Source organism: Nodosilinea nodulosa PCC 7104, from assembly GCF_000309385.1.
Classification (GTDB): domain Bacteria; phylum Cyanobacteriota; class Cyanobacteriia; order Phormidesmidales; family Phormidesmidaceae; genus Nodosilinea; species Nodosilinea nodulosa.
Map to the genome: position 1 here is coordinate 4,359,855 of NZ_JH976537.1, position 24,404 is coordinate 4,384,258.

Below are 24,404 nucleotides of genomic sequence, written 5' to 3' on the forward strand. Positions count from 1 at the left end.
GGTCTGGGCTACGGCTCAGACCGCTGCTTTTGGCGGCGGCTGGGCCGCAGTGGGTTGCCTCCCAGCACCAGCAGAACCAGGGCCGCTGCCAGCATACCGGCCGCAGCGCAGAAGGCCAGCAGCACCCCAAAGGGAATCTCAATCGATTGCAGGGTGAGCAGGCGAAAGGAGACGGGGGTGGCGTTTTGCACGGCAATGATGGCGATCGCAACGACCCAGAGCGCGGGCACCAGGGCAAAGACAAGTCTAATCATGGACCAGATAGCTCGGAGAAAACGGCAAGGGTTGCCAAGACACAACTGCTTTGAGTAGTATAGTCAACTGGGCTATACGAGAAAAATCATGGCAAAACGGGTACAGGTAGTTCTCACGGAAGACATTCGCAAGCTGGGCTATAACGGCGACCTGGTCGAGGTGGCCCCTGGCTATGCACGTAATTATCTTATCCCCAACGGGAAGGCAGTGCGCACCACCCCCGGTGTGCTGAAGCAGGTGGAGCGTCGGCGCGAGGCGCAAAAGCAGCGGCTGCTAGAAATCAAGCAGGAGGCCGAGGCCACCAAGACCGCCCTGGACACCATCGGTATGTTCACCATTCAAAAGCCCGTGGGCGAGAACGAGGCTATTTTTGGTACCGTTACCTCCGCCGATGTGGCTGACGTGATCAAATCGCTGGCCAGCAAAGAGGTAGACCGCCGCGATATCACCGTGCCCGACATCAACAAGCTGGGCGAGTATCAGGCCGAAGTGAAGCTGCACCCCGAAGTGACGGCCATGGTCAACCTGCGCGTAATCGCTGAGTAAACGACCCGCCGCCGCTGTCTACTGCCAGTTATCCCGTTAAAATCCTCTGAAGCAGGCTCTAGCCCTAGAGCCCTCCGCCTCAGAGGATTCTTGCTTTAAACCACCCCCCCACCTCCCCCCCCACCCCATCACTCCCCACCTCCCCCGATCCGCTACAATCAACCCATCCCCAACATCTAGCGCCTCACCTCCGCCCAGGCCTCAGTCCTAGCGCCCCCAGCCCCATGGATACCCCCCGCCTCCACCCCGACACCATTGAAGCGGTGCGCGATCGCGCCGACATTGTCGATGTGGTCTCCCAGCACGTGGTGCTGAAAAAACAGGGCAAAGATTTTGTCGGCCTCTGCCCCTTCCACGAGGACAAATCGCCCAGCTTTAGCGTCAGCCCCAGCAAGCAGTTTTACTACTGCTTTTCCTGCGGGGCGGGGGGCAACGCCTTTAAGTTTTTGATGGAGCTGAACAAGCGCTCCTTTGCCGATGTGGTGCTGGATTTGGCCCAGCGCTACCAGGTGCCGGTGACAACGCTGGAGCCCGCCAAGCGCCAGGAACTCCAGCGGCAGCTCACCCTGCGGGAGCAGCTCTACGAAATTTTGGCGGTGACGGCGCGGTTCTACGAGCACGCCCTCCAGCAGATCGACGGAGCCGCCGCTTTAGCCTATCTATACCAGCGGGGCCTGGACGACGCCACGATCCAGCAGTTTCAGCTGGGGTTTGCGCCGGGGGGCTGGCAGACCCTCTACGGCTATCTGGTCGAGCAGAAGCACTACCCGGTCGATCTGGTCGAGCAGGCGGGGCTGATTGTGCCCCGGCAAAAGGGCGACGGCTACTACGATCGATTTCGCGATCGCCTGATGATTCCCATTCGCGACGGCCAGAGTCGGGTGATTGGCTTTGGCGGCCGCGCCCTGGGGGACGAAAAGCCCAAGTACCTCAATTCCCCCGACACCGAGCTGTTCGACAAGGGCAAGACCCTCTACGGGCTGGATTTGGCTCGGGCAGCGATCGCCAAAGACGACCGCGCCATCGTGGTCGAAGGCTACTTCGACGTGATCGCCCTCCATGCCGCCGGGCTGGAGAATGCCGTCGCCGCCCTGGGTACGGCCCTGAATGCGGCCCAGGTGCGCCAGCTGCTGCGCTACACCGAATCGAAGCAGATTTTGCTCAACTTTGACGCCGATGCCGCCGGGGTAAAGGCCGCCCAGCGGGCGATCGGCGAAGTGGAAGAAATGGCCTACCGGGGCGACGTGCAGCTGCGGGTACTGAACATTCCCGACGGCAAAGACCCCGACGAGTTTTTGCAGCACCACAGCGCCGCCGACTACCGCGCCCTGATCGAGGCCGCCCCCCTCTGGATCGACTGGCAGATTCACAACCTGATCAGCGGCAAAGACCTGCGCCAGGCCGACCAGTTTCAGCAGACCAGCCAGGCGGTAGTCAAGCTGCTGAGCGAGATTGCCAACGCCGACACCCGCACCCACTACGTGCGCTACTGCGCCGAAATCTTTAGCAACGGCGACAGCCGCCTGGTGCCGCTGCTAGCCGAAAACCTGGTTACCCAGGTGCGCCGCCAGCGCCGTACCACCTCCTCTGACGCTCCCCAGCGATTGGCCCCCGCCGCCACCCCCAGCGCCAGCTCCCTGGAGCAGGCCGAAGCGGCCCTGCTGCGGATCTTTCTCCACGCCGCTGGCCACCGCGACGAAATTCGCCAGATACTCGAAGACCGCGACTTGCAGTTTAGCTACTCCCACCATCGCGCCCTGTGGCGGCAGATGCAGCGGCTGCTAGGGCAGGAGTCCGGGCCAGCGGATTTAGTCAGCCTGCTGCGCAACCACCTGGCCGACACCGGCTTGGCCACCACGCCACTGCAAGCCCTGCTGCACCTGGGCGAAAAGACCAAGCGCGACATTCTCCGCGCCCCCCTGGTGATTCGCGCCGCCGCCGCCTGCATGGAAAAAAACCTCTGCGAAAAGCGCTACCGCCATTTTCTCGCCCTGTGGGAGAAGACCGACTGCACCAGCGCCCCCGACCAGTTTGCCGAGTACCAGCGCCAGATCTACGCCGAAAAGCGCCGCATTGAAGCGCTAGAGAAAGACCGCCAGGTCAGCTTTGAAGACCTGGCGACGATGCCCTGGGTCGGTGAACAGTACGATTCGCTCGATCGCTAGGGTGATTTTGGATTTGCGATTTTGGATTTTGGACGTTGCTGGATTGAGGCGTGAACTTGGTCTAGGGCAGGCGACTGTTTACACCTATGAAAGGCTCTCAAACAGCCCAGGAATTTGCACAAAGCCATAGAACCCATGACCTTCAACAGCCCAATGTGCAGAACAGGAGTTTAAACCGATGATCGATCGCTCCTTTCCGTGAGGTCAAGGACGGCGGAACGTCCTTGTCGATGGGGGTCTGGGGCCAGCGAAATGGCCCCAGCAGCAGATTTTGGCTTTACCCCAAGTTGTGCGCCGCGATCGCCTGCGCCAACCATGAAGCTTTTTGGTCTTGGGGTTGGTGCACTACTGCGCGAGTTGGCGTCAAGCAGGACACTCGATATAGTGAATGGTGCATTGCGGCCCAAAGGCAGAATTTGTGAGGCTTTGCGTGGATTTGGGGGCCGCGAATGCACCCTACAGTCGAGCGTTATTCTGATCAAAGAACCTATCAAAAGCCCCTCAACATGCCCAAAGTCGTTATCGTTGGCGCTGGCCCCACCGGGGCCACCCTGGCCCTGCTGCTGGCCCAGCGCGGCATCCCCGTCACCCTGATCGAAGCCGCCCGCGACTTTCAGCGCCAGTTTCGCGGCGAGGGACTGATGCCCAGCGGCCTCGATGCCCTGCACCAGATGGGCCTCGACTCGCTGCTAGAGACCATCCCCCACCGCCCCCTCAGCGCCTGGGAATTTTGGCTGAGCGATCGCCTCTTGTTTCGGGCCGACGAGCCCATGGGAGCCGCTCGCCCCTGCACGCTGGTTTCCCAACCGCCCCTGCTGGCCGCTCTGGTGCAGACCGCCCAGGCAAAACCAGGCTTCGAGTGGCTGGGCGGCACAGCGGCAAAAGATCTGCTCTGGCGCGACGATCGGGTTGTGGGAGTGATGCTGGCGGATGGGCGCACCCTAGAGGCCGACCTGGTGATTGGGGCCGATGGCCGCGCCTCGGCAATTCGCCAGCGGGGGGCGTTAACCCTCGAAACCCAGCCCAAAAGCATCGACGTGCTGTGGTTTAAGCTGCCTGCCCCGAGCGGTTACGAGACCGACAATCGGTTTTGCACCGTGGTCAAAGGCGGTCGAGTCTTTAGCCTGTTTCATGGGGCAGAGGCGGGTCAGATGCATTTGGCCTGGGCGATCGCCCCCGAGGAGCCCACCGAACACAAAAACTGGGCGACCACCTTCGCGGCCCTGGTGCCGCCGGAGCTAGCCGATCACTTTCGGTCTGTGGGAGAGGCCATTTCAGCGCCAATGCGGCTGTCGGTGCTGGTTGGCCGCTGCGATCGCTGGCACCGCCCCGGCCTGCTGCTGCTGGGGGATGCGGCCCACCCCATGTCGCCCGTGCGCGCCCAGGGCATCAACCTGGCCCTGCGCGATGTCATCGTCGCAGCCAACCACCTGGTGCCGCTGCTGACCTCCGCTAGCGGGGTGGCTCCGGCAGCCCTTGATCAAGCCCTGAGCCGCATTCAGGCCGAGCGTGAGCCCGAAATCATCCAGGCCCAGCGGCTTCAGGCCCATGAGGCTGGCCGGGGAGAACTGCTGCGCCGCTTTGCTCCCCTGCGCCAGGGGCTTGGCCTGGCCAAGCCCATCCTGGGGCCTGTGGTTGAGCGAGTGTGGACGCAGCAGCAGCAGCGGCTGCGCCAAGGAATTACGGCCGTGCAGCTACAGGTGTGATGCCAGCCTGAACGCCAAAAACACCCACAAACAGGCGTCCCACAGAGAAGAATTCCACAGAGAAGAAAAGGAATATATAGCTGTAGCCAGTCTGCTTGAGAGATGTCTCCTAGGAACGTTCAAACGCTTGAGCGTTCCTAGGTTTTTTGGATGTCCTAACCAACGTGACTAGGGCTATACAGCCAGATTTGCCATAAAAAAAGCATCTCTTGCTAAAAGAGATGCCCACTGGAGATGCCCCTGATGAAAGGGTGCCAAATCGGTGGCGTTTAGCGCTCCATCAGTGAGCCACCGCACGGCCCGCAGCCGTTGTCCACTGGCCCACCTACCGGGCGATCGCCCCCCAAATTCCTGACTAGTCAGCTTCGGGAATGGCCGAGGGATAGACGTCGGTAGCGACCAGAACAGGCTTGTTGCTGTACTCCGCCTCTAGCTGACGCTGCACATCGAGATCCCAGGTGAGATTGTAGTCGCGCTCAAAATCGCTGACTACAAAAGAGCGCAACACTCCGGTGACCGCGACCTGCTCCCCATCGGTAACCGCGGGCAGCTGAGCCTCAGTTGTCGATGGCTGCGCGCCCGTCTTCGGCGAAGCATAGACTACAAGCAGATCGTTCGCGCCCAAGAGCTTGTCTTCATCCAGGGTGAAAGCGGCATTGCTCTGAATATCTTTTACTTCCCCCGTGACGGCTAGGGTCTTGCCGTAGTACTGCTCGGGATCCTGGGTAATTTCCCCTGGTTCGGGCGCCAGGGCGATGGATTGAGCGATGATCGCAGGCTGGTTCTCGTAGTCTTGATAGACGGCGGGATCTAGCGTGAGGTTAAATTCGCGATCGACATCGGCAAGGACAAAATTGCGAACTTCGCCGGTTACCTGTACTTCAACATCGTCTTCTTCGGGCAGTACCATCGGTTCCCCCGAGGCGTTGATCACAAGAATTGGCTGGTTGCTAAAGAATCGCTCGTCGCTGACGGTGAATGAGTTATCGCCCACCTTTTCCAAAGGTTCGCTCCGGATCGTGACCGTTTGGCCGATGTAGCCCTCGGTGTTCTTGGTAATTTCTTCGGTTTGTACATTGGTGGAGCCGTCGGAAGTCTCAGTTTGAGGCATATTGTCGGCGCAAGCACCCATTAACCCCGCCACCAGGCCGAAGGCAACGGTGCTTCGAAAGAACCGCTGAGATACACCAAATGACTGTTTCTGGGTAGTGGCGTCTGTTTTTCTAGTTAGCCGAATCATAGTCGTAAACTCCAGATTTAACGCGACTGTTGCTGTAAATTTGCTGCAAAAATTGCTTCTTTAGCTCTGCTAAAAATGCAGCTATTTTATAAAGCTCAACCACCGCCTCTGGCGGCAGTTGAGCGTTCAGTCGCTTTTACTCACAATCGTTATAGTTGTTTTGAAGGCAGGGGGCGTCTGTCAGAATAGCGGTTAACAATTCTGTCTGGGGATATAAATATCGGCGGCGCTGGGATCGGCGGCGATTGCTGAAAACAGATATGAATCCAACAATTAACGCCTTTGATAGGGGCAAATGGCCAATGGATCCTACCCAAAGTCATGCTCCAATTCAGCCGTTTCTAGTTAATGAATGGGCTTTGGGGGGGCCTGGGGATGCTGTAGTGCGGCCAGGGCAGATCGATATTTCTTTTCGACATCTTCCAGATCCTGTTTGTAGTTGAGCTGCCGCTGACTGCTGTGCCAAATCGCTTCCAGGTGCTGCTGCAAGATATAGCGCTGCTTGGGATGGCGGGCAAAGGGGGCAATGGCGGCGATCGCGCTCAGCAGCCGACCGGCCACCACGCTATCGGCGCAGCCGTACTGGCGAATCTGGCTAAAGGCGTTGTCGGCCAAGGTTTCAAACTTAACCGGGGCCGCAATGATGCGCAGGGTATGGTTTTGATCGTAGCGGTAGGGCGACGGAAACTCACGGCCGACGAGCCGAGCCAGGCCGTCGGCCAAGCGGTCAATGCAGCGAACGGCCGTGAACGGGTCGTTGATGGCGGGAGACAGGGCGCGCAGGGCAATTTCAACCAGCTGCTGAATCGGAAAGGCTACGTTTTGCTGCTTGGTCAGATCTCGGCCCAGCACAAAGGCCTGATTGATGCGCGCCTCGATGTCGGGGGTCACTTGATCGGCCGGATAGGCCAGCACCAGAGGGCTACCCTGCAAAATAAACCCGCCCGGATAGGCCTGCACCCGAAGCAAAAGATCTTCCTGACAGGCCAGGTGCATCAACGAGTCGTCCTCAATGCCCTGGAGATAGCCCGTTGATTTTGAGGGCACAGCGCAGGCGGACGCTTCAAAATCGGTGGGGATATCGTCTGCGCTCCCGTCTTCGTCATCTTCGACGGTGTGGCCCAGATTTTCTGGAAACAGGCGGTCGGTCACCTGCTCCAGGTCGTGGCTAACATCGGCAATGACGTGGGATACCTGAATGATCGTGGAGGCGTGGTTGATGAAGTAAATCAGCACCCCGATGCTGAAAATAGCCAGCAGGACTCCCACCGTCACCGACAGATGGGGTACAAAGAGCTGGTAGTTTTCGCCCCGAATGGTGCGCAAAACCAGCAGGCAATAGATAAAGGTGGCAATGAAGGTGCCCAGCACAATTTGATTGCCCTGATCATTCATGAAATTGCGCAGCAGCCGAGGCCCAAAGTGGGATGAGGCCAGCTGCAAGGCAACGATGGTGATTGAAAAGGCCGTCGCGGTGACGGTGACCATGGAGCCAGCGATCACCGACAGCACGGCCCGTGCCCCGTCGGCTCCCCCCTGGTAGATCCAGCCCAGGCCGTGGATATCGGTGGGGTCGGCCCGGTCCAGGGCCAGCAGCACAAAGGCCAGCGCGATCGCCCCCACCGCCATCAGAGTTGGCAAAAACCAGTAATTGGACCGCAGGTTTTCCCAAAATTTGCTGAACTTGATGCTTTTCATCCTGTGACCGGGGCTGGGGATTTCAAAAATTGCGGCGGCCAAAAGACCGGCAGGGGCCATCCGGGTCTGGTTTGGGCCATCTCGCGGCCAGGGGCTATCCCCGGCGGCGGTATTGAACCAGTCCCTAGCCGCTCTCCTCTGATCGGCTAGCTGAGGCAGATTAGCTCTGGGGCGCTGCCTTCCCATGCTGCGGATCTTCTCTCGGGCTGGCATCGCCTAAAGGGTCAGTTGACAGACGCACCGGATGAAGGGAGCGGCGGCCGAGGCAGCGGGGGAGCCAAGCCCAGGGCAATTTCTCCGGCTGGGCGGCACCGACCTGTCAGTCTAGCCCCAGCTCGCGCTTGAGCAGCAGAATCGACTTTTCGCCGATGTAGTTGTCGCACACCACCAGGCGGGGGGGACGAATCAGGTCTTCGCGGGCTTCGGCAATCACCTCTTTTACCGTCGGCAGGCTGGCCTCGTCAAAGACCACGATGGTTTGGGCGCTGCGGATGACGGCGTTGAGCTTATAGGGGTCGTCGGTTTGGGCGGTCATCAGCAGAATTTCGTCGCCCCGCAGGCTGTAGCTAATCACCTCCGCCGCCCGCAAAATGCCGGAGCTGACGCTGACCATGCCCAGGCAGGTGCCCTTGGGCAGATCCTTCAGCAGGCCCAGCTCTTTTTTGTAGTCGTAAATATCGACGGGGATGACGCGCACCGACTTGGGTGCCGCGATCGCCTCCGCTTCGCTGATAAAGTAGCGGCTGGTGACCACTGTGCCGGAGCGGGTTTGGGCCAGAATGGTGTCGAGTTCTTCCAGGGGCACCAGCTGCACCGGAATGTGCAGGGCGCTCTCCAGCTCGCGCACCATCAGCTCGCCCGCGCCGATGTCTTGCTTGGGGGCGGTGACCAGCACTCGGGCGCTACAGCGCAGCCGCCAGTCAATCTCGGCCAGAAATAGCTCCCTGGCCTGGTTGAGCGAGCAGCCCTGGCGCAGCAGCTCGTCTAGGCCCGACTCGACCACATCGCGGGCCTGGGGAAACTCGGCCCAGAGCACTGTTTGGGGCCGGGCACTTTCGGTGCTGTTCTGCTCGCGGACGTAAATACCCGAGCCGGGCATGGCCTCAACCACCCCGGCGTCTTCGAGCTGGCGGTAGACCTTGCTGATGGTGTTGCGGTGCAGCCCCGTCTGCATGGCTAGCTGCCGGGTGCTGGGCAGCCGGTAGCCGGGGGGATACTGCCGCGATGCGATCGCAAACCAGATCTGGTCGTAGAGCTGGGTCGACGCCGGAATCTCGCTGTCAGGCTGAATGTGAAACTGCACCACCAAACTACCTCCCGGCTGCCGCTAGACAGCCCAATTTCAACAATCTCAGACTAGATACACCGGCCATACTGCTAATTTAGGACGAATATTGGAAAAGTCGCCGAGTTCTGACCCACCGCTGCGGCTAACGCAATGATTTTTGACAATTTGCTGACAATGAATATTGTGACAATTGTAGATCTCCCCATCTGGGTTGGGGGTGAGGGCCGGGCGATCGCCCCAGCCCAGCGCTGGCCCCCCGACTCTCAACCCTTTCGCTAAAGTGAACCTGACGACTAAAGCAGCCCGGCCATGACATCTCTAGTACGCACCGAAACCATTGCCATCCCCAGCGGCGACACCGAAATACTGGCCTACCTGGCCGAACCCTCCCGCCCCGGTCGGTTTGGCGCCGTGGTGGTCATTCAGGAAGTGTTTGGCGTCAACAGCCACATTCGCGAGGTCGCAGAGCGCCTTGCGGGGGCGGGCTACGTGGCGATCGCGCCCCACATCTACCACCGCCAGGCCCCCGGCTTTGAGGCGGGCTACACCCAGGCCGATCTGGAGCTGGGCCGCCGCTACAAGCAGGGCACCAGGGCCGAAGAACTGCTGGCCGATGTGCAGGGGGCGATCGCCTACCTCTACGGCAAAGCAAACGTGATACCTGAGGGCGTTGGCTGCATCGGTTTTTGCTTCGGCGGCCATGTCGCCTACCTGGCCGCCACCCTGCCCGAGGTAAAGGCCACCGCCTCCTTTTACGGCGCAGGCATCGCCACCATGACCCCCGGCGGCGGCGAACCCACCCTCAGCCGCACCGCCGATATCAAAGGCACTCTCTACGGCTTCTTTGGCGAAAACGACGCGCTGATTTCGGCCCAGGAGGTGGACCAGATCGAAGCAGCGCTGCAAGAGCACGGCATACCCCACAAAATTGTTCGCTACCCCGGTGCCGACCACGGCTTTTTCTGCGACCAGCGCCCGATCTACAACCCCGAAGCCGCCCGCGACGCCTGGGAGCAGGTGCTGCAACTGTTTAAGACTACGCTGCCCACGGCGCGGTAGATCTGGCCGGGTCACAGGGTAGCCCAACGGCTTTCTGCGGGGGGGCAAGGGAGCATTGAGGCGGCTAAAGGTGCAGCAAATGCGCTTGAACCGTCGGTTGGGTTGAGCTGGCGAAACCCAATAAAACCCTTACTGGTGCTGGGTTCCACTTCGCTCAACACCAACCTACATCAGAACTTTTGTCAGCCAGTCAGGAGTGGTAGGCGTTGCTGAGTTGAGGCATGAATTTGGGTGGGGGCAAAGGGGCATTTGGCCCCTGGGAGCGGCATTGATTGGTTGATTTATGCCTGCCTTCATGCCCGATCAAACGTTTAAATGCGTCACCGCAACTTTATTGGCGGGAACTTTTAGCGCTCATATCAATCTAATATGGATCTATTTTTTAACTGCCTTTGGGCGAGAATGAAAGACTAAATTAACGCCTTAAGATTGCGGGAACTTTTTGGTATCTGAAACAATCTATTTTTGATCAATTTCTTTGAATCTGGTTTCATCACGTCGAAAACAGCTAGACGAATGATAGGGCAAAAATTCTGCTGTGACAGTTGAGATAGCGGAAGGTTGGGCAGGAATTTTTGCATCGTTGACCTTAGATTGAGAACAGCGGGGCAAAGCTATCTTTCGCCTCTAAAAAAGGCTCTCAAGCTATGCGACCGCCCCCTTTATACGCCTAAGCAGCCTTTTGAAAGTTGCTCGCCGATCCTTAAATGGCTAAAAACTAGCGATCTACCGCAATCCAATTTGGTCCTTTAATCAAATACTCATCTCGCCAGAGAAGAGGTCTGTAAAAGCAGATTGAATTGGATCTGTTGAGCTAAATCTACTGAATGCATGTCCGTTCGTTGTTTGTCTTTGGAGTTTTTAAACCATGCCTCATTCTCTCCGCTCAAAATCTGGGACAGCTCTACTGCTAGCACTAGGATTGACCGTCGGGGCCTTCTCGCCAGTTATTTCGGCTGCTCCAGTCATGGCCCAAACTCAGGCTCAAACCCAGTTTGCCGATGTCCCCTCTGGCTATTGGGCGAATCAATTTATTACGAGTTTGGCGAGCAGGGGCATCATCGCCGGTTTTCCAGACGGCACCTTTCGGCCCGATGAGCCGGTGACCCGCGCCCAGTACGCCGCCATGGTTCGCCAGGCCTTTAATCAGTCTTCGGTGCGCACTGCGACCTCCTTTGTCGATGTACCGGCCAGCTACTGGGCCGCCGCCGCCATTCGCGAGGCGGATATGATGGGCTTTTTGTCGGGCTATCCCGGCAACATCTTCCAGCCCGACCAGAATATTCCTCGGGCTCAGGTGCTGGTCTCCCTGGCCAATGGCTTGAACTACACCGCCACCAGCCAGAGCAGCATTAGCGTCTATCGAGATGCCGGCTCGATTCCTGACTATGCGGTGGCCAGCCTGGCGGCGGCCACGGAACGGCAGCTGGTGGTGAACTACCCCGATGTGCAGGTTTTGCGGCTCAACCAAACGGCGACTCGGGCCGATGTGGCGGCTTTCATCTACCAGGCCCTGGCCAGCCAAAATCAGGTGGCCGCCGTCAGCTCGCCCTACATTGTCGGGCAGCAGGGGGTGGCTCAGGCCAGTCTACCGGCGGGCACAACGCTGGCCATGAGCTATGCAGAGGGCGACAAAATTGTCGTGCTTCCCGATGAGACCTCTGCTTTGACCCTGACGGTTGCCCAGTCCATCACCGACAGCACCGGGCGCGTCTTGGTACCGGCGGGCAGTCAGGTGGTGGGCGAACTGCGCCCCAGCGGCAGCGGCTCGCAGTTTGTAGCCCAGGAACTGGTGCTGACCGGGGGGCAACGACTGGCGATTAACGCCACGTCCCAAACCGTGACGACGACGGAAACCATTCGTCGGGGGGCCACCTTTGGCGAGACCCTGGCTGGAGCGGTGTTGGGCTCTGGGGCGGCGGCGGCGATCGCCCGCACCACTGGCGATCAGAGCGTTGGCACCCTGGAGGTCTTGGCCGGAACCGCCACTGGGGCCACCCTGGCCAGACTCTTTGGCCGCGATCGGGTCGAGGTGATTGCCATCAACCCCAGCCAGGATCTCACCCTGACAGTTAACCAGCCCCTGCTGCTGTCGGCCCTGCAATAGGCCCGGCCCGGTCCCTCAACTCTGGGACGGCACTATGGCCAGCCAACCCCTCAGATTCCTATGCGGATCTGGGGGGTTAACGATAGCGATCGCTTATGGCCACCTTCAGCCTTTTGAACCACTCGCTGCGTCACGCTACGGGATAATGTAAACGCGGATACTACTAAATTTTCTGCAAGGTGCAGAGCGATCGCTCCTTGCCCCTGTCAGACCTCTACTCCTGCTACCCCACCGCGTCTAACTTCCATGACCTACTATCTCTCTCCCCGCTTTCTCGAAAAGCTGGCGGTGCACATCACCAAAAACTACCTGAAGCTGCCCCAGGTTAAAATTCCGCTGCTGCTGGGGGTGCACGGCCGCAAGGGGGAGGGCAAAACCTTTCAGTGCGAGCTGGTGTACGAACGCATGGGCATTGAGGTGGTGCATATCTCCGGCGGCGAGCTAGAAAGCCCCGACGCGGGCGACCCGGCCCGGCTGATTCGGCTGCGCTACCGCGAGGCCGCCGAGCTGGTGCGGGTGCGGGGCAAAATGGCCGTGCTGATGATCAACGACATCGACGCCGGGGCGGGCCGCTTCGACGCGCTGACGCAGTACACCGTCAACACCCAGCTGGTGAACAACACGCTGATGAACATTGCCGACAACCCCACCAATGTTCAACTGCCCGGCAGCTACGACGAAAACGAGATCCAGCGGGTGCCGATTATTATGACCGGCAACGACCTCTCGACCCTCTACGCGCCGCTGATTCGCGACGGGCGCATGGAGAAGTTTTACTGGCAGCCCGATCGCGACGATCGCATCGGCATTGTCGGCGGCATCTTTGAGCCCGACGGCCTTTCGCCGCAGGATATCACCCTGCTGGTGGATACCTTCCCCACCCAGGCGATCGACTTTTTTGGGGCCGTGCGCGCCCAGATCTACAACGAGCAAATCCGCGACTTTATCTACGACGTAGGCCTAGAGAATGTCTCCCGCAGCGTGGTCAACACCACCACGCCGCCCACCTTTCGTCGGCCTGACTTTAGCATCTCGCACTTGATCGAGGTGGGCGATCGCCTGGTGCGCGAGCAGCGTCGGGTCGACGACATGCGCCTCGCCAACGAGTACAACCGCGTTCTATCGGGTGGGGCATCCTCAGCCCCTGATTCTGGCAGCTTTTACCGCGCCTACAACCCCAGCGAACCCCCCGCCGCTGCTGGGGTCGCCAACGGGGGCGATGCCGCCTTGGCGTCTGGCAACGGCAGCGGCGACTCCCCCCAGTGCCCCATGCCCGCTGCGGCTCAATCTACCTACTCGCCCACGCCCCCCATTTACTCTCCCACCCATCCACCCTCCCACTCCTCCACCCTCCCCTCCGACGTGCGCCAGCAAATCAACGCCATCCTCTCCCAGGGCTATCGCCTGGGCATTGAGCATGTGAATAAGCGGCGGTTTCAAACCAACGCCTGGCAGAGCGGCCCGGCCATCTCCGCGCAGGATGCCGCTGCGGCCAGCGCCGAGGTGGAGCGCTACCTGGGCGACTACGCTCAGGACTACGTGCGGCTGATCGGCATTGACCCCAAAACCAAGCAGCGGGTGATGGAGCAAATCATTCAGCGGCCCAGCCCTTAGGCGATCTCGTTATGACCTTGGTTTAAATCCTCCGCTGGGACCATTTGGTGCGACCATAGAGATCCAGATGTCGCCCTGCACAACGCTGAACCGGATTGGGCCGCCTCTGCCCCCCTGCTCAGCCGTTGAAAAAATCTGACCCCGATGACACAACCCGATCTTCTTTCATCAGGCATTGAGGGGCTCGATGAAGTCTTGGATGGCGGGCTACCGTCGGGGCAGGCCTATCTGGTCAGAGGCGGGCCAGGCTGCGGCAAAACTACCCTGGGCTGGCATTTTCTCACTCATAATTTAGACGACGGTGGCCCCAGGCTGTTTATCACCCTGGGCGAATCCCACGACCAGCTGCGGCGCAACGCTGCCGTTTCGGGCTTTCCGGTCGAGGCGGTGGAGATTTTAGATCTGAGCCCCGACGCCGAATTTTTTGTGCAAAACCAGGGTTTCGACATTTTTTCCGCCGCCCAGGTGGAGCAGGCCCCGCTGACAGAACGTATCGTGGCCCAGGTCAATGCCCTTCGGCCCAGGCGCGTGTTCATCGACTCGATGACTCAGCTGCGCTATCTGTCGACCGATGCCTACCAGTTTCGCCAGCAGGCGGTGGGTTTTTTGCGATTTTTGATCGATGCCGGAGCGACGGTGCTGTTTACCTCGGAGGGCAGCCAGGAGGCCCCCGACGAAGATTTGCAGTTTATTAGCGATGGCATTATCACCCTGCAAATGCAGGAGCAGGGGCGGCATGTGCAGGTCTCTAAACTGCGGGGCAGCTCGTTTCGCAAGGGCCGCCATGCCATGCGCATCGGCGATCGCGGCATGGTCGTCTTTCCGCAGCTGGTCGTTGGCGAGCAGCTGGCGCCCGCCGCCGCTGTTCACCAGCGACCAGCTGGCATTCCCGAGATTGACGAGCTGCTCAGCGGCGGCCTAGAGAGCGGTACGGTCACGATTATCTCTGGTCCCAGCGGCGTGGGCAAAACCACCCTGGGTCTGCAATTTATCAAAGAGGCGGCGGGACGGGGCGATCGCTCCGTGGTCTACCTGTTTGAGGAGGCGGTCGATACCCTGCTCAACCGCTGCGAGGGCATCAACATTCCGGTGCGCGCCATGGTCGATCGCGGCACCCTGGCGGTGATCAAAGTCGATCCGCTGCTCTATTCTCCCGACGAGTTTGCCAACCAGGTGCGCCTGGAGGTGGAAAAAGCCAAAACCCAGATCATCATGATCGACAGCGTGCTGGGCTACAAGCTGTCCTTCCGAGAAGACGACCTGATTCGCAATATTCACGGCCTCTGTCAGTACCTCAAGGCCCAGGGCGTCACCACCCTGTTGACCAACGAAGTCGAATCGATTACCGGCGATTTCAAAGCCACAGAGTTGGGCGTCTCCTACCTGGCCGACAACATTGTGTTTTTGCGATACCTCGAAATTCGGGGTCAAATGCGGCGGGCGATCGGCGTTTTGAAGAAGCGCCTCAGCGATTTTGAAAAAACCCTGCGCGAGTTTGAGATTTCTCGCTACGGCATCAAGGTGGGGCGTCCGTTGACCCAGCTGCGGGGCATCTTAAGTGGGGTACCTGAGTTTATAACGTCCTCTAACGATGAGCCTTGACTATGCCCTCAGCCGGCCAGAGCCCTCTGGCCCAGATGATCGCTGCCCGGACAGCCACTGGCAATACCGGATCTTGCTGGGCGTGGAGCATCAGCAAAATCGTCGTCTGCTGGCGGGGTTTTTGGGGCAGTTTTACAGCCTCCAAGACGCCCCGTCGGCGGCGCTGAACTGGGGGAATGCCTTTGACCTCTGCATTTTTGACAACCTTTTTTTGGGCCGCTGGGCGGAGCAAATCAAGGCCCAGCGGGAGGAGGCTGGCCCTGTTTTTTTGCCCTTTTTGCTGCTGCTGAAGCGCGCTCACCTGCCCCTGCTGACGTCTCCCCTGCGCCAGCAGGTTGACGATGTAATTACCCTGCCCGTAGACCAAGGGGAGCTGCTGCTGCGGGTGGAGTCGCTGCTGCGGGCGCGGCAGCAGGCGCTAAAACTGAGTGCGCTGCTGGCCCAGGAGCAGCTGCTAGAGCAGCAGGTCTTAGCCGACAACCAGATTCTTCAGGCGATGGTGGCCCAAGATGGCCTGACCGGCATTGCCAATCGGCGCGCCTTTGACGACAAACTGGCCTACGAATGGAAGCTGGGCCGCCGAGAGCAGACCCCGCTGGCGGTGGTACTCTGCGACGTTGACCACTTCAAAGCCTATAACGACACCTACGGCCATGTTCTGGGAGATCAGTGCCTGCGGGCGATCGCGGGGGTGCTCGACACCGTTATTCGGCGTCCGGCCGACATGGCGGCCCGCTACGGCGGCGAGGAATTTGCCCTGATTTTGCCCAATACCAATAGCGAGGGCGCAATGCACATTCTCAACCGCATTCGCCGCACCCTGCAAGCCCGCGCCATTCCCCATCAAAGCTCGCCCACTGGCCCCTACGTTAGCTTCAGCATTGGTTTAGCGGTGGTGGTGCCTTCAGATGCCCTTCAAATCGAAGACCTGCTGCGGGCTGCCGACGCCGCACTCTACAGAGCCAAGGCCGAGGGCCGCGATCGCGCCGTTGTTGCCCCGGCGATCGACCATCCATTCCCTTAGCCCGAGGCCGAGCGCCAGCCACCGCAGAGGAGACTAACCCTACGGCCCTACCTCAAACAGTTGGTCAACGCTCAAGGTCAGCCCTTCCAGCTCGCTGGAGCCAATGCTTTGACTGCCGCTAAAGGTACCCACCTCTCGGTACCCTTCATCCGCTAGCGTCAGCACGATGACCGATTCAAGATCAGGGTCAACCAACCAGTACTCTGGCACCGAAATTGCCGCATACTGAGCCCGCTTGCTTCTGTAGTCCCGGTCTCGATTGGTGCGTCCGGGGCTGACAACCTCAGCAATGAGTCTGGGTGGTGGCATATCTAGGGTAATCGTCAGCCGCCGTTGGGTTAGGGCTAGGTGCTCATTTCGTAGAACGACCAAATCGGGAAAGCGATTGGCCGGATCGCCCAGTTGCAGTACAGGTACCTGTACTTCGCAGGTGTGGGTTTTAACCAGGCGGCGGGGAACGACGTTGGCGATCGCGAGATAAAACTGCAAGCTATCGGCCACAAAATCGTTTGGCTCAGACTCCGGCGGCAACTCAACCAACTCCCCATCAATAAACTGATAGCGCTGCTCAGTAGTCTGGCCATCGCTATAGGCCAGATAGTCTTCAAAGGTCGTAAACGTAACTTTAGCCTGAGCCATTACATCTTTTTCACCTGAGGCTAGGGGCTTGTAAACCCAGTTACCTGTTCCAGTTTAACTTCCCCGGTAGGTGCTGTAAGACCACGGCGACACCAGCAGCGGCACGTGAAAATTGCCGCTGGGGTCGGCCACCGTAAAGCGAATCGGAATCTGGTCTAAAAACGGCGGCTCCGACAGCGATGCTCCAGACTTGGCGAAATAGGCCGCCACATCAAAGGTGATTTCGTAGGTACCCCTGTGCAGCTCGTCGCCCTCCAGCAGCGGCTCATCGGTGCGACCGTCCTGGTTGGTTTCAACGGTCTTTAGCGCCGTTTTGATGTCGGCTTCATTATTAATGGCCCAGACTGTGAGCCGCAGCGAGGCAGCGGGCTTTCCCAGGGCTGTATCAAGAACATGGGTAGTAAGTCGGCCCATTTGGAGTGGTAAGTCGCTGAGAATATGTACAGTCAAAGCATATAGTAAGTCGCCAGCTTCTTGGGCAACCGGCCGCACAATCCGCAAAAATTGGCCTAAAACGGCACCTACCGACTTTAGAGGCAATGGTTGATAATAAAGGATCTGTGTTGCAACCGTGCCCTCACCCCCATGTCTAGCGCTTTTCTTGCCCGCCTCCACAGCCCCGATCGCCCTGTCATCGTCTTTGACGGCGCCATGGGCACCAACCTCCAGGTGCAAAACCTGACGGCGGCAGACTTTGGCGGGCCTGAGTACGAAGGCTGCAACGAATACCTGGTCTTTACCAACCCCCAGGCGGTTGAAACCGTGCACCGGGGCTTTCTCGAAGCCGGGGCCGATGTGATTGAAACCGACACCTTTGGCGGCACCGCGATCGTGCTGGCCGAGTACGACCTGGCGGACAAAGCCTACGACCTCAACAAAACCGCCGCCGCCCTGGCCCGCCGCGTCGCTGACGAGTATTCAACTCCCGAAAAGCCCCGCTTCGTCGCCGGGTCCATGGGGCCGGGCACCAAGCTACCCACCCTCGGCCACATTGACTTCGACTCGCTGAAAGATGCCTACGTGGAGCAGGCGCGGGGCCTGATCGACGGCGGTGTCGATTTAATGCTGGTGGAAACCTGCCAGGACGTGCTGCAGATCAAAGCTGCCCTGAATGGCATCGAAGAAGCATTCATCGCTACCGGCAAGCGTCTGCCCCTGATGGTTTCCGTCACCATGGAGCAGCAGGGCACCATGCTGGTGGGCACCGAAATGGCCGCCGCCCTGGCCATCCTCGAACCCTACCCGATCGATATTCTGGGCCTCAACTGCGCCACCGGCCCCGACCTGATGAAAGACCACGTCCGCCACCTGGCCGAGCAGTCGCCCTTTGCGATCTCCTGCATTCCCAACGCCGGTCTGCCCGAAAACGTCGGCGGCCACGCCGTCTACCACCTCACCCCGATGGAGCTGCGCATGTCGCTGATGCACTTCGTGGAGGATCTGGGGGTGCAGGTAATCGGCGGCTGCTGCGGCACGCGGCCCGAGCATATTGCCCAACTGGCGGAATTGGCGAAGGGCTTGCATCCGAAGGAAAGGGCGGTGCGGGGGAGCAGGGGTGCGGGGGAGCAGGGGTGCGGGGAAACGCTAGCCCCCCAGCCCTCCAGCCCCCTTACCCCCTTGCCCAACCCTCGCCCTGCCCTCAACTACACCCCCTCCGCTGCGTCCATCTACAGTCCCCAGCCCTATGACCAGGACAACTCGTTTTTGATTGTGGGGGAACGGCTCAACGCTAGCGGTTCCAAAAAATGCCGCGAAATGCTGAATGCGGAGGATTGGGATGGCCTGGTGGCGCTGGCGCGATCGCAGGTGAAAGAGGGTGCCCACGTCCTCGACGTGAATGTGGACTACGTCGGTCGCGACGGCGAGCGCGATATGCACGAGTTGGTGTCGCGGCTGGTCACCAACGTCACCCTGCCGCTGATGCTCGACTCCACCGAGTGGCAGAAGATGGAGGCGGGACTGAAGGTGGCCGGGGGCAAGTGCATTCTCAACTCCACCAACTACGAAGACGGCGATGAGCGCTTCTTTAAAGTGCTGGAGCTGGCCAAGAAGTATGGGGCGGGCATCGTCGTTGGCACCATCGACGAAGACGGCATGGCCCGCACTGCCGAGAAAAAGTTTGCGATCGCCCAGCGCGCCTACCGCGATGCCCTGGAATACGGCATTCCCGCCCACGAGATTTTCTTCGACACCCTCGCCCTGCCCATCTCCACCGGCATTGAAGAGGACCGGGTGAACGGGCGCGAAACCATCGAGTCGATTCGGCTGATCCGTGAGCACCTGCCCGGCAGCCACATCATGCTGGGGGTATCGAACGTGTCCTTTGGCCTCAGCCCGGTGGCGCGGGTGACGCTCAACTCGGTGTTTCTCCACGAGGCGATGCAGGCCGGATTGGATGGGGCGATCGTCAGCGCCGCCAAGATTTTGCCGCTGGCTAAGATCGACCCCGATCACCAAAAAATCTGCCGCGACCTGATCTACGACAACCGCGAATTCGACGGCGGCATTGTCTCCTACGACCCGCTGACCAAGCTCACCACCCTGTTTGAGGGCAAGAGCCTGAAGAAAAAAGAGGCGATCGCCAAGGATCTGCCCATCGACGAGCAGCTCAAGCAGCACATCATCGACGGCGAGCGCATTGGTTTGGACGACGCCCTGGCCAAGGCCCTGGAAACCTACCCGCCCCTAGAGATCATCAACACCTTTCTGCTCGACGGCATGAAGGTGGTGGGCGAACTGTTTGGTTCTGGGCAGATGCAGCTGCCCTTTGTGCTGCAATCGGCCCAGACCATGAAAGCCGCCGTCGCCTATCTGGAACCCTACATGGAGAAATCCGACAGCGACGGCTCCGGCAAGGGCACCTTCATCATCGCCACGGTCAAGGGCGACGTGCACGACATCGGCAAAAACCTGGTCGATATCATCCTGTCGAACAACGGCTACAAGGTCGTGAATCTGGGCATTAAACAGCCTGTGGAAGCCATCATCCAGGCGTACCGTGAGCACAAGGCCGACTGCATCGCCATGAGCGGCCTGCTGGTGAAATCCACCGCCTTTATGAAAGACAACCTGGCCACCTTCAACGAAGAAGGCATTACAGTGCCCGTGATTCTTGGCGGCGCGGCACTGACGCCCAAGTTCGTCTACGAAGACTGCCAGAACACCTACAAGGGCAGGGTCGTCTACGGCAAAGATGCCTTCTCTGACCTGCACTTTATGGACAAGCTGATGCCCGCGAAGGCGGCGGAGAATTGGGATGATTTGAGCGGCTTTTTAGATGAGGAGATGAGGAGTAGGGGAGATGAGGAGAAAGAGGCTCCCACGGTTGAGATCACGCCTGAAGCTCCTTCCCCATCCCCTCATCCCCTCACCCCCTCACCTTCCGAAGACACTACCCGCTCCGAAGCCGTAGACCCCACCATCCCTCGCCCGACGCCCCCCTTCTGGGGTACTCGTGTGCTCACCCCGGCGGACATTGAGCTGGAGGAAGTGTTTGGCTATCTCGATCTCCAGGCGCTGTTCGTGGGCCAGTGGCAGTTCCGCAAGCCCCAGGAGCAGTCCCGCGAAGAGTACGATGCGTTTCTTAAGGAAACCGTCCACCCAATTCTTGATGAGTGGAAAGCGCGGATTCTAGCTGAAAACCTGCTGCATCCGGCGATCGTCTACGGCTATTTCCCCTGCCTGGCCGAAGGGAACAGTCTGCACATTTATGATCCGTCTGTTGTGACTGATGAGGAGATGGGGAGATGGGGGAATAGGGAAGACATTACCCTTCATCCCCTCACCCCCTCATCCCCTCACCGCCCCAACCCCATTGCCACCTTCACCTTTCCCCGGCAGAAATCCCTGCGCCGTCTCTGCATTGCCGATTTCTTCTTGCCGAAGGAGCTTGCGCAGCCTGGCCAGTTCGACGTCTTCCCCATGCAGGCGGTGACCGTAGGCGAAGTGGCGACGGAGTTTGCCCAAACGCTGTTTAAGGCCGACCAGTACACCGACTACCTCTACTACTACGGCCTGTCGGTGCAGACGGCGGAGGCTCTGGCCGAGTGGTGCCACGCCCGCATTCGCCGCGAGCTGGGCTATGGCGAGCTAGAGCCCGCCACCCTGCGGGAGGTGTTGCAGCAGCGCTACCAGGGGTCGCGCTACAGCTTTGGCTACCCGGCCTGCCCCAACATGGCCGACCAGCCGGTGCAGCTAGAGCTGCTGAAGGCGGAGCAGATTGGCATGACCATCGACGAGAGCGAGCAGCTGTACCCCGAGCAGTCGACGACGGCGATCGTGGCTTACCACCCCGCCGCCAAGTACTTCAGCACTTAGGCCTCTCTGGGCACCCACCTATGCAGCCAGGCTCAAGCGCTTGTAGCACTAGTCAACCGGGTTAATATCAAGTCCGCTTAATCAGCCACACTTAGCATTGAAACACCTTCCACCAATGGAACTGGGTCAAGCCTGAGATAAAATCGGGCAGGTTCAGGAGTTGTACACAGCGTCGCTCCACTTTTTCCAGGAGGTCATCGAGGGTCTCAAACACTCGATTAGCCAAGGCTTCGTTGAGAATAGGCCAGAGTCGCTCTGCCGGTTGCATATGCGGGGAATAAGGCGGGAGAAAAGCAAGGTGTAGGCCTTCCGGTACGACCACCTGCTCTGAGGTATGCCACCCAGCTTGATCCATGACCAGCACGACTCGGTGGTTGGGGCCAATGCCAAAGTGTTCGGCAAAATCAGCCAAGGCTCGATTAAACAGATCGACATTGACCCGAGGCAACAGCCACCAATAGGTTTGCCCGCTGCGAGGATGGACAAAGCCATAGAGCCAAAACCAGTCATAGCGACAGTGGACAGGAGCACTGAGCGACCCAAACCAGTTATCGACCCACACCCGGCGCAGGATGGGATGGAGTCCCAAGCGATGTTCGTCCATGGCCCATAGTTGAACGTCGGCGTCGGGATGAGCGGTTTGGATCGTCTCCAGTTGAGCCTGCAGATTTTTTTTCCCACACCCGCTGCTCCTCTTCGGTAGCGGCGTGCTGATGCTCGGGACGAGGCACCTTGAGAGAAAACTCCATCTGCTTGAGAATCTCCCAACCCCGTTGGCGGTGAACCGGACGGCCTAGGTGCTCACTGAGCCAGTCGGCCACCTTGCGCCCATTCCAGAATCCGCCATCCGGCGGCTCCTCCTGCAAGGCTTGGTACAATAAGGCTTGCCGCTCATCATCGAGAATCACCTGCCCATGGCCTGGATTATGCTGTCGTTGGTCACCCAGCGCCGCCGGGCCTTCGCGGTTATAGCTTCTAACCACTTCATAAATCCAAGCTCGGCTATAGCCGCTAACCTCAGAGACCTCAGCGGTACTCTTGCCCAATTGCAACAGCCAGATCAGCTGATAATGTCCCCGTTCAATCCCGCTCTTAGCCGATTTATAGCACTGTTCCAGTTCCTCAATGGTCAAATGTGGTTCTAGCTTCAGTCGACGCCCCATCTCGCGTTATACCTGTTTTGCAACTCCATCATCCATTCTAGGGTTGATTAGCCGGACTTGATATAAGACATTCAGAAGCCTGAGAAACGTTTGAGCGTTCAAATGTTCTTAGGGAAACTGTCCTCACCAGACTGGCTACAGCTATGTTTACTAGAGTTTACGATTCTGGGGCCTGCCCCGTTGAGGCTAGCTGAGTCAGCTATAGCAGCCGACGGGGAGGTTAGGACATTTCTCAGAGCCAGCGTTCTAACGTTCTCAACGGCTCTCAGTGTCCTAGCTACCGTGAAGAAGGCTATAGTCTCCAAAAAACTTGAACCTGCGGCCGCTTTAGAATAGTGGTCGCAACCTTGGAATCGTCTCTGCTGCTCTCTTACAATGGCAGCATTAGATTGAAGCCGTTTTTAAAAGTCGTTTTAGCATGCCGCCTGAAACCAAGATCGAAGCTGGTTCGCGAGCCAGCCTATACGAGCAGGACTACGCCCTGTGGCTAGACGATACATGCCGCAGGCTCAAGGCTGGCCAGCTGGCAGACATAGACATTACAAACTTAGTAGAAGAGTTGGCAACCATGGGGCGCAGCGAAAAACAAGCGTTAAGCAGCAACCTGATTGTGGTGCTCATGCATTTGCTCAAGTATGCTTACCAGCCGGGCCAGCGTTCTAACAACTGGCGGTTTACGCTCAAAGAGCACCGTCGCCGCCTGCAAGAATCGCTGAAGACAAGCCCAAGCCTCAAGCCCTATTTTGAGCAGATCTTTACCGACTGCTACATGGACGCGCGCGATTTGGTCGCCACAGAAACGGGGCTGAGCCTGGAGTACCTCCCCTTAGAAAGCCCTTTTAGCCTAGAGCAGGCCCTCGATCGCGAGTATCTGCCCCAGTAGCTGCTAGCGATCGCGCCCTGCCGTCAGCGGCGGCAATCCATCGGCAAACAGCACCGCCGCTGGATTAAACTCAGCCTCTAGCTCGGTGCCCATCGCATCCGGCGCTGCGTCGCCTGCGGGGAAAATTCTGCCTGACTCTAGCCCTTCAAAGTCAAACAGGGTCGGATCGGCCAGCTGCGAGGGGGCCACGTTTTGCAAACTGCGAAACAGAGTTTCGGTGCGACCGGGCCACTGTTTTTCCCAGGTTTGCAGCATCGCTTTAATTTGCGCCCGCTGCAAGTTGGCCTGCGACCCGCACAGGGTGCAGGGAATGATGGGGAACTCGCGGTAGCGGGCGTAGCGGGCAATGTCGGCCTCGGGGCAATAGGCTAAGGGGCGAATGACAATGTGGCGGCGATCGTCGGTGAGCAGTTTGGGGGGCATGGCCTTCAGCCTGCCGCCGTGGAACATATTGAGAAACAGCGTTTCGATCATGTCGTCGCGGTGGTGGCCGAGGGCGATTTTGGTGGCCCCTTCCTCGGCGGCGACCCGGTAGAGCACCCCCCGCCGCAGGCGCGAGCACAGCCCGCACATGGTTTTGCCCTCAGGTATCACGCGCTTGACAGTGCTGTAGGTATCCTGCTCGACAATGCGGTAGGGGACGCCGATCGCCTCAAAGTATTCGGGCAGCACGTGGGCGGGAAAGCCTGGCTGCTTTTGATCGAGGTTGACCGCCAAAATGTCGAAGTGGATGGGGGCGTGGCGCTGGAGGTGGCGCAGAATATCCAGCAGCGTGTGGGAGTCTTTGCCGCCCGAAACGCAGACCATGACGCGATCGCCCTCGCCAATCATGCGGTAGTCGGCGATCGCCTGGCCCATGCGCGATCGCAAAAATCCCTGGAGCTTTTTGAAACTGTTGGAGGTGGGCTGCTGGGGGGCGGCCATGGATCTTTCCTTCTGGCTGGCGGCGGTATGTACCAGAACCATCTTACTCAGTTCGGGGTAGGGTGTTACTTCTGGTCAGGGCACCCCTTGGGGCAGGGGAGCGACGGAGCGAGGGGGGAGGGCTTTTGTGAATTCGGCTTACCAGTTTTGTCAGTTAATCAGAAATTACTGATG

At 59.3% G+C, this 24,404-nt stretch carries 18 protein-coding genes and 1 pseudogene; 11 read left to right on the plus strand and 8 right to left on the minus strand.

Annotated elements, in window-relative coordinates:
- Positions 1-8: 8 nt before the first annotated feature.
- Positions 9-254, minus strand: a complete 246-nt coding sequence (locus tag LEPTO7104_RS0120245) for a lipopolysaccharide assembly protein LapA domain-containing protein (protein WP_017300416.1) — start codon at positions 252-254, stop codon at positions 9-11.
- Positions 255-342: 88 nt separating this feature from the next.
- Here LEPTO7104_RS0120245 and rplI point away from each other — a divergent pair, with 88 nt between their 5' ends.
- From rplI to LEPTO7104_RS0120260, 3 genes are all read left to right on the plus strand, one after another.
- A complete protein-coding gene (rplI, locus tag LEPTO7104_RS0120250; protein WP_017300417.1) occupies positions 343-801 on the plus strand; it encodes a 50S ribosomal protein L9 in 459 nt (152 codons plus the stop codon).
- A gap of 224 nt (positions 802-1,025) precedes the next feature.
- Positions 1,026-2,966, plus strand: coding sequence for a DNA primase (gene dnaG / locus LEPTO7104_RS0120255; protein ID WP_017300418.1), 1,941 nt, complete (start codon positions 1,026-1,028; stop codon positions 2,964-2,966).
- 506 nt (positions 2,967-3,472) lie between these two features.
- Positions 3,473-4,672 carry an FAD-dependent oxidoreductase gene (locus LEPTO7104_RS0120260; protein ID WP_017300419.1) on the plus strand — a complete coding sequence of 400 codons (1,200 nt, stop codon included), beginning with the start codon at positions 3,473-3,475 and terminating at the stop codon, positions 4,670-4,672.
- A gap of 355 nt (positions 4,673-5,027) precedes the next feature.
- On the opposite strand, the gene LEPTO7104_RS34695 is transcribed toward LEPTO7104_RS0120260, so the two are convergent.
- The 3 genes from LEPTO7104_RS34695 to LEPTO7104_RS0120275 form a co-directional block, all read right to left on the minus strand.
- Positions 5,028-5,912, minus strand: a complete 885-nt coding sequence (locus LEPTO7104_RS34695) for a hypothetical protein (RefSeq protein ID WP_017300420.1) — start codon at positions 5,910-5,912, stop codon at positions 5,028-5,030.
- A gap of 345 nt (positions 5,913-6,257) precedes the next feature.
- The gene (locus LEPTO7104_RS0120270) at positions 6,258-7,610 is read right to left on the minus strand and encodes a DUF2254 domain-containing protein (protein WP_026072892.1); all 1,353 of its coding nucleotides are present in this window, start codon (positions 7,608-7,610) and stop codon (positions 6,258-6,260) included.
- Between the two features lie 319 nt (positions 7,611-7,929).
- Positions 7,930-8,916 carry a GntR family transcriptional regulator gene (locus LEPTO7104_RS0120275; RefSeq protein WP_026072893.1) on the minus strand — a complete coding sequence of 329 codons (987 nt, stop codon included), beginning with the start codon at positions 8,914-8,916 and terminating at the stop codon, positions 7,930-7,932.
- A 132-nt stretch (positions 8,917-9,048) separates the two neighbouring features.
- Here LEPTO7104_RS0120275 and LEPTO7104_RS42420 point away from each other — a divergent pair, with 132 nt between their 5' ends.
- From LEPTO7104_RS42420 to LEPTO7104_RS34700, 6 genes are all read left to right on the plus strand, one after another.
- On the plus strand, positions 9,049-9,177 hold the full coding sequence (locus LEPTO7104_RS42420) for a hypothetical protein (RefSeq protein ID WP_017300423.1): 129 nt from the start codon (positions 9,049-9,051) through the stop codon (positions 9,175-9,177).
- A 30-nt stretch (positions 9,178-9,207) separates the two neighbouring features.
- A complete protein-coding gene (locus tag LEPTO7104_RS0120285; RefSeq protein ID WP_017300424.1) occupies positions 9,208-9,957 on the plus strand; it encodes a dienelactone hydrolase family protein in 750 nt (249 codons plus the stop codon).
- An 868-nt stretch (positions 9,958-10,825) separates the two neighbouring features.
- Entirely contained in the window at positions 10,826-12,064 is a 1,239-nt protein-coding gene (locus LEPTO7104_RS0120290; RefSeq protein WP_026072894.1) for an S-layer homology domain-containing protein, read from the plus strand.
- Between the two features lie 246 nt (positions 12,065-12,310).
- A complete protein-coding gene (locus LEPTO7104_RS0120295; protein ID WP_017300426.1) occupies positions 12,311-13,678 on the plus strand; it encodes a RuBisCO small subunit-like domain-containing protein in 1,368 nt (455 codons plus the stop codon).
- A 144-nt stretch (positions 13,679-13,822) separates the two neighbouring features.
- Positions 13,823-15,280, plus strand: a complete 1,458-nt coding sequence (locus LEPTO7104_RS0120300) for an ATPase domain-containing protein (RefSeq protein WP_017300427.1) — start codon at positions 13,823-13,825, stop codon at positions 15,278-15,280.
- Positions 15,270-16,304 (plus strand): diguanylate cyclase, encoded by a 1,035-nt coding sequence (locus LEPTO7104_RS34700; RefSeq protein WP_017300428.1) that lies wholly within the window; start codon positions 15,270-15,272, stop codon positions 16,302-16,304. The genes LEPTO7104_RS0120300 and LEPTO7104_RS34700 overlap by 11 nt, the downstream gene beginning before the upstream one ends.
- Before the next feature lie 39 nt (positions 16,305-16,343).
- Here LEPTO7104_RS34700 and LEPTO7104_RS0120310 read toward each other — a convergent pair whose 3' ends face one another.
- Complete coding sequence (locus tag LEPTO7104_RS0120310) at positions 16,344-16,943, minus strand: Uma2 family endonuclease (protein WP_017300429.1); 600 nt, start codon at positions 16,941-16,943, stop codon at positions 16,344-16,346.
- Between the two features lie 54 nt (positions 16,944-16,997).
- Complete coding sequence (uraH, locus tag LEPTO7104_RS0120315) at positions 16,998-17,357, minus strand: hydroxyisourate hydrolase (protein ID WP_017300430.1); 360 nt, start codon at positions 17,355-17,357, stop codon at positions 16,998-17,000.
- A gap of 171 nt (positions 17,358-17,528) precedes the next feature.
- Here uraH and metH point away from each other — a divergent pair, with 171 nt between their 5' ends.
- Positions 17,529-21,260: a methionine synthase gene (metH, locus tag LEPTO7104_RS0120320; RefSeq protein ID WP_017300431.1), complete on the plus strand. Its 3,732-nt coding sequence runs from the start codon at positions 17,529-17,531 to the stop codon at positions 21,258-21,260.
- Between the two features lie 91 nt (positions 21,261-21,351).
- On the opposite strand, the pseudogene LEPTO7104_RS39460 reads toward metH, so the two are convergent.
- Positions 21,352-22,423, minus strand: a pseudogene (locus tag LEPTO7104_RS39460) (IS630 family transposase).
- Positions 22,424-22,841: 418 nt separating this feature from the next.
- On the opposite strand from LEPTO7104_RS39460, the gene LEPTO7104_RS0120340 reads away from it, so the two are divergent.
- Positions 22,842-23,306 (plus strand): DUF29 domain-containing protein, encoded by a 465-nt coding sequence (locus LEPTO7104_RS0120340; protein ID WP_017300433.1) that lies wholly within the window; start codon positions 22,842-22,844, stop codon positions 23,304-23,306.
- Positions 23,307-23,309: 3 nt separating this feature from the next.
- Here the strand turns inward: LEPTO7104_RS0120340 and ttcA are convergent, their stop codons facing one another.
- Positions 23,310-24,230 (minus strand): tRNA 2-thiocytidine(32) synthetase TtcA, encoded by a 921-nt coding sequence (gene ttcA / locus LEPTO7104_RS0120345; RefSeq protein ID WP_017300434.1) that lies wholly within the window; start codon positions 24,228-24,230, stop codon positions 23,310-23,312.
- Positions 24,231-24,404: the final 174 nt, after the last annotated feature.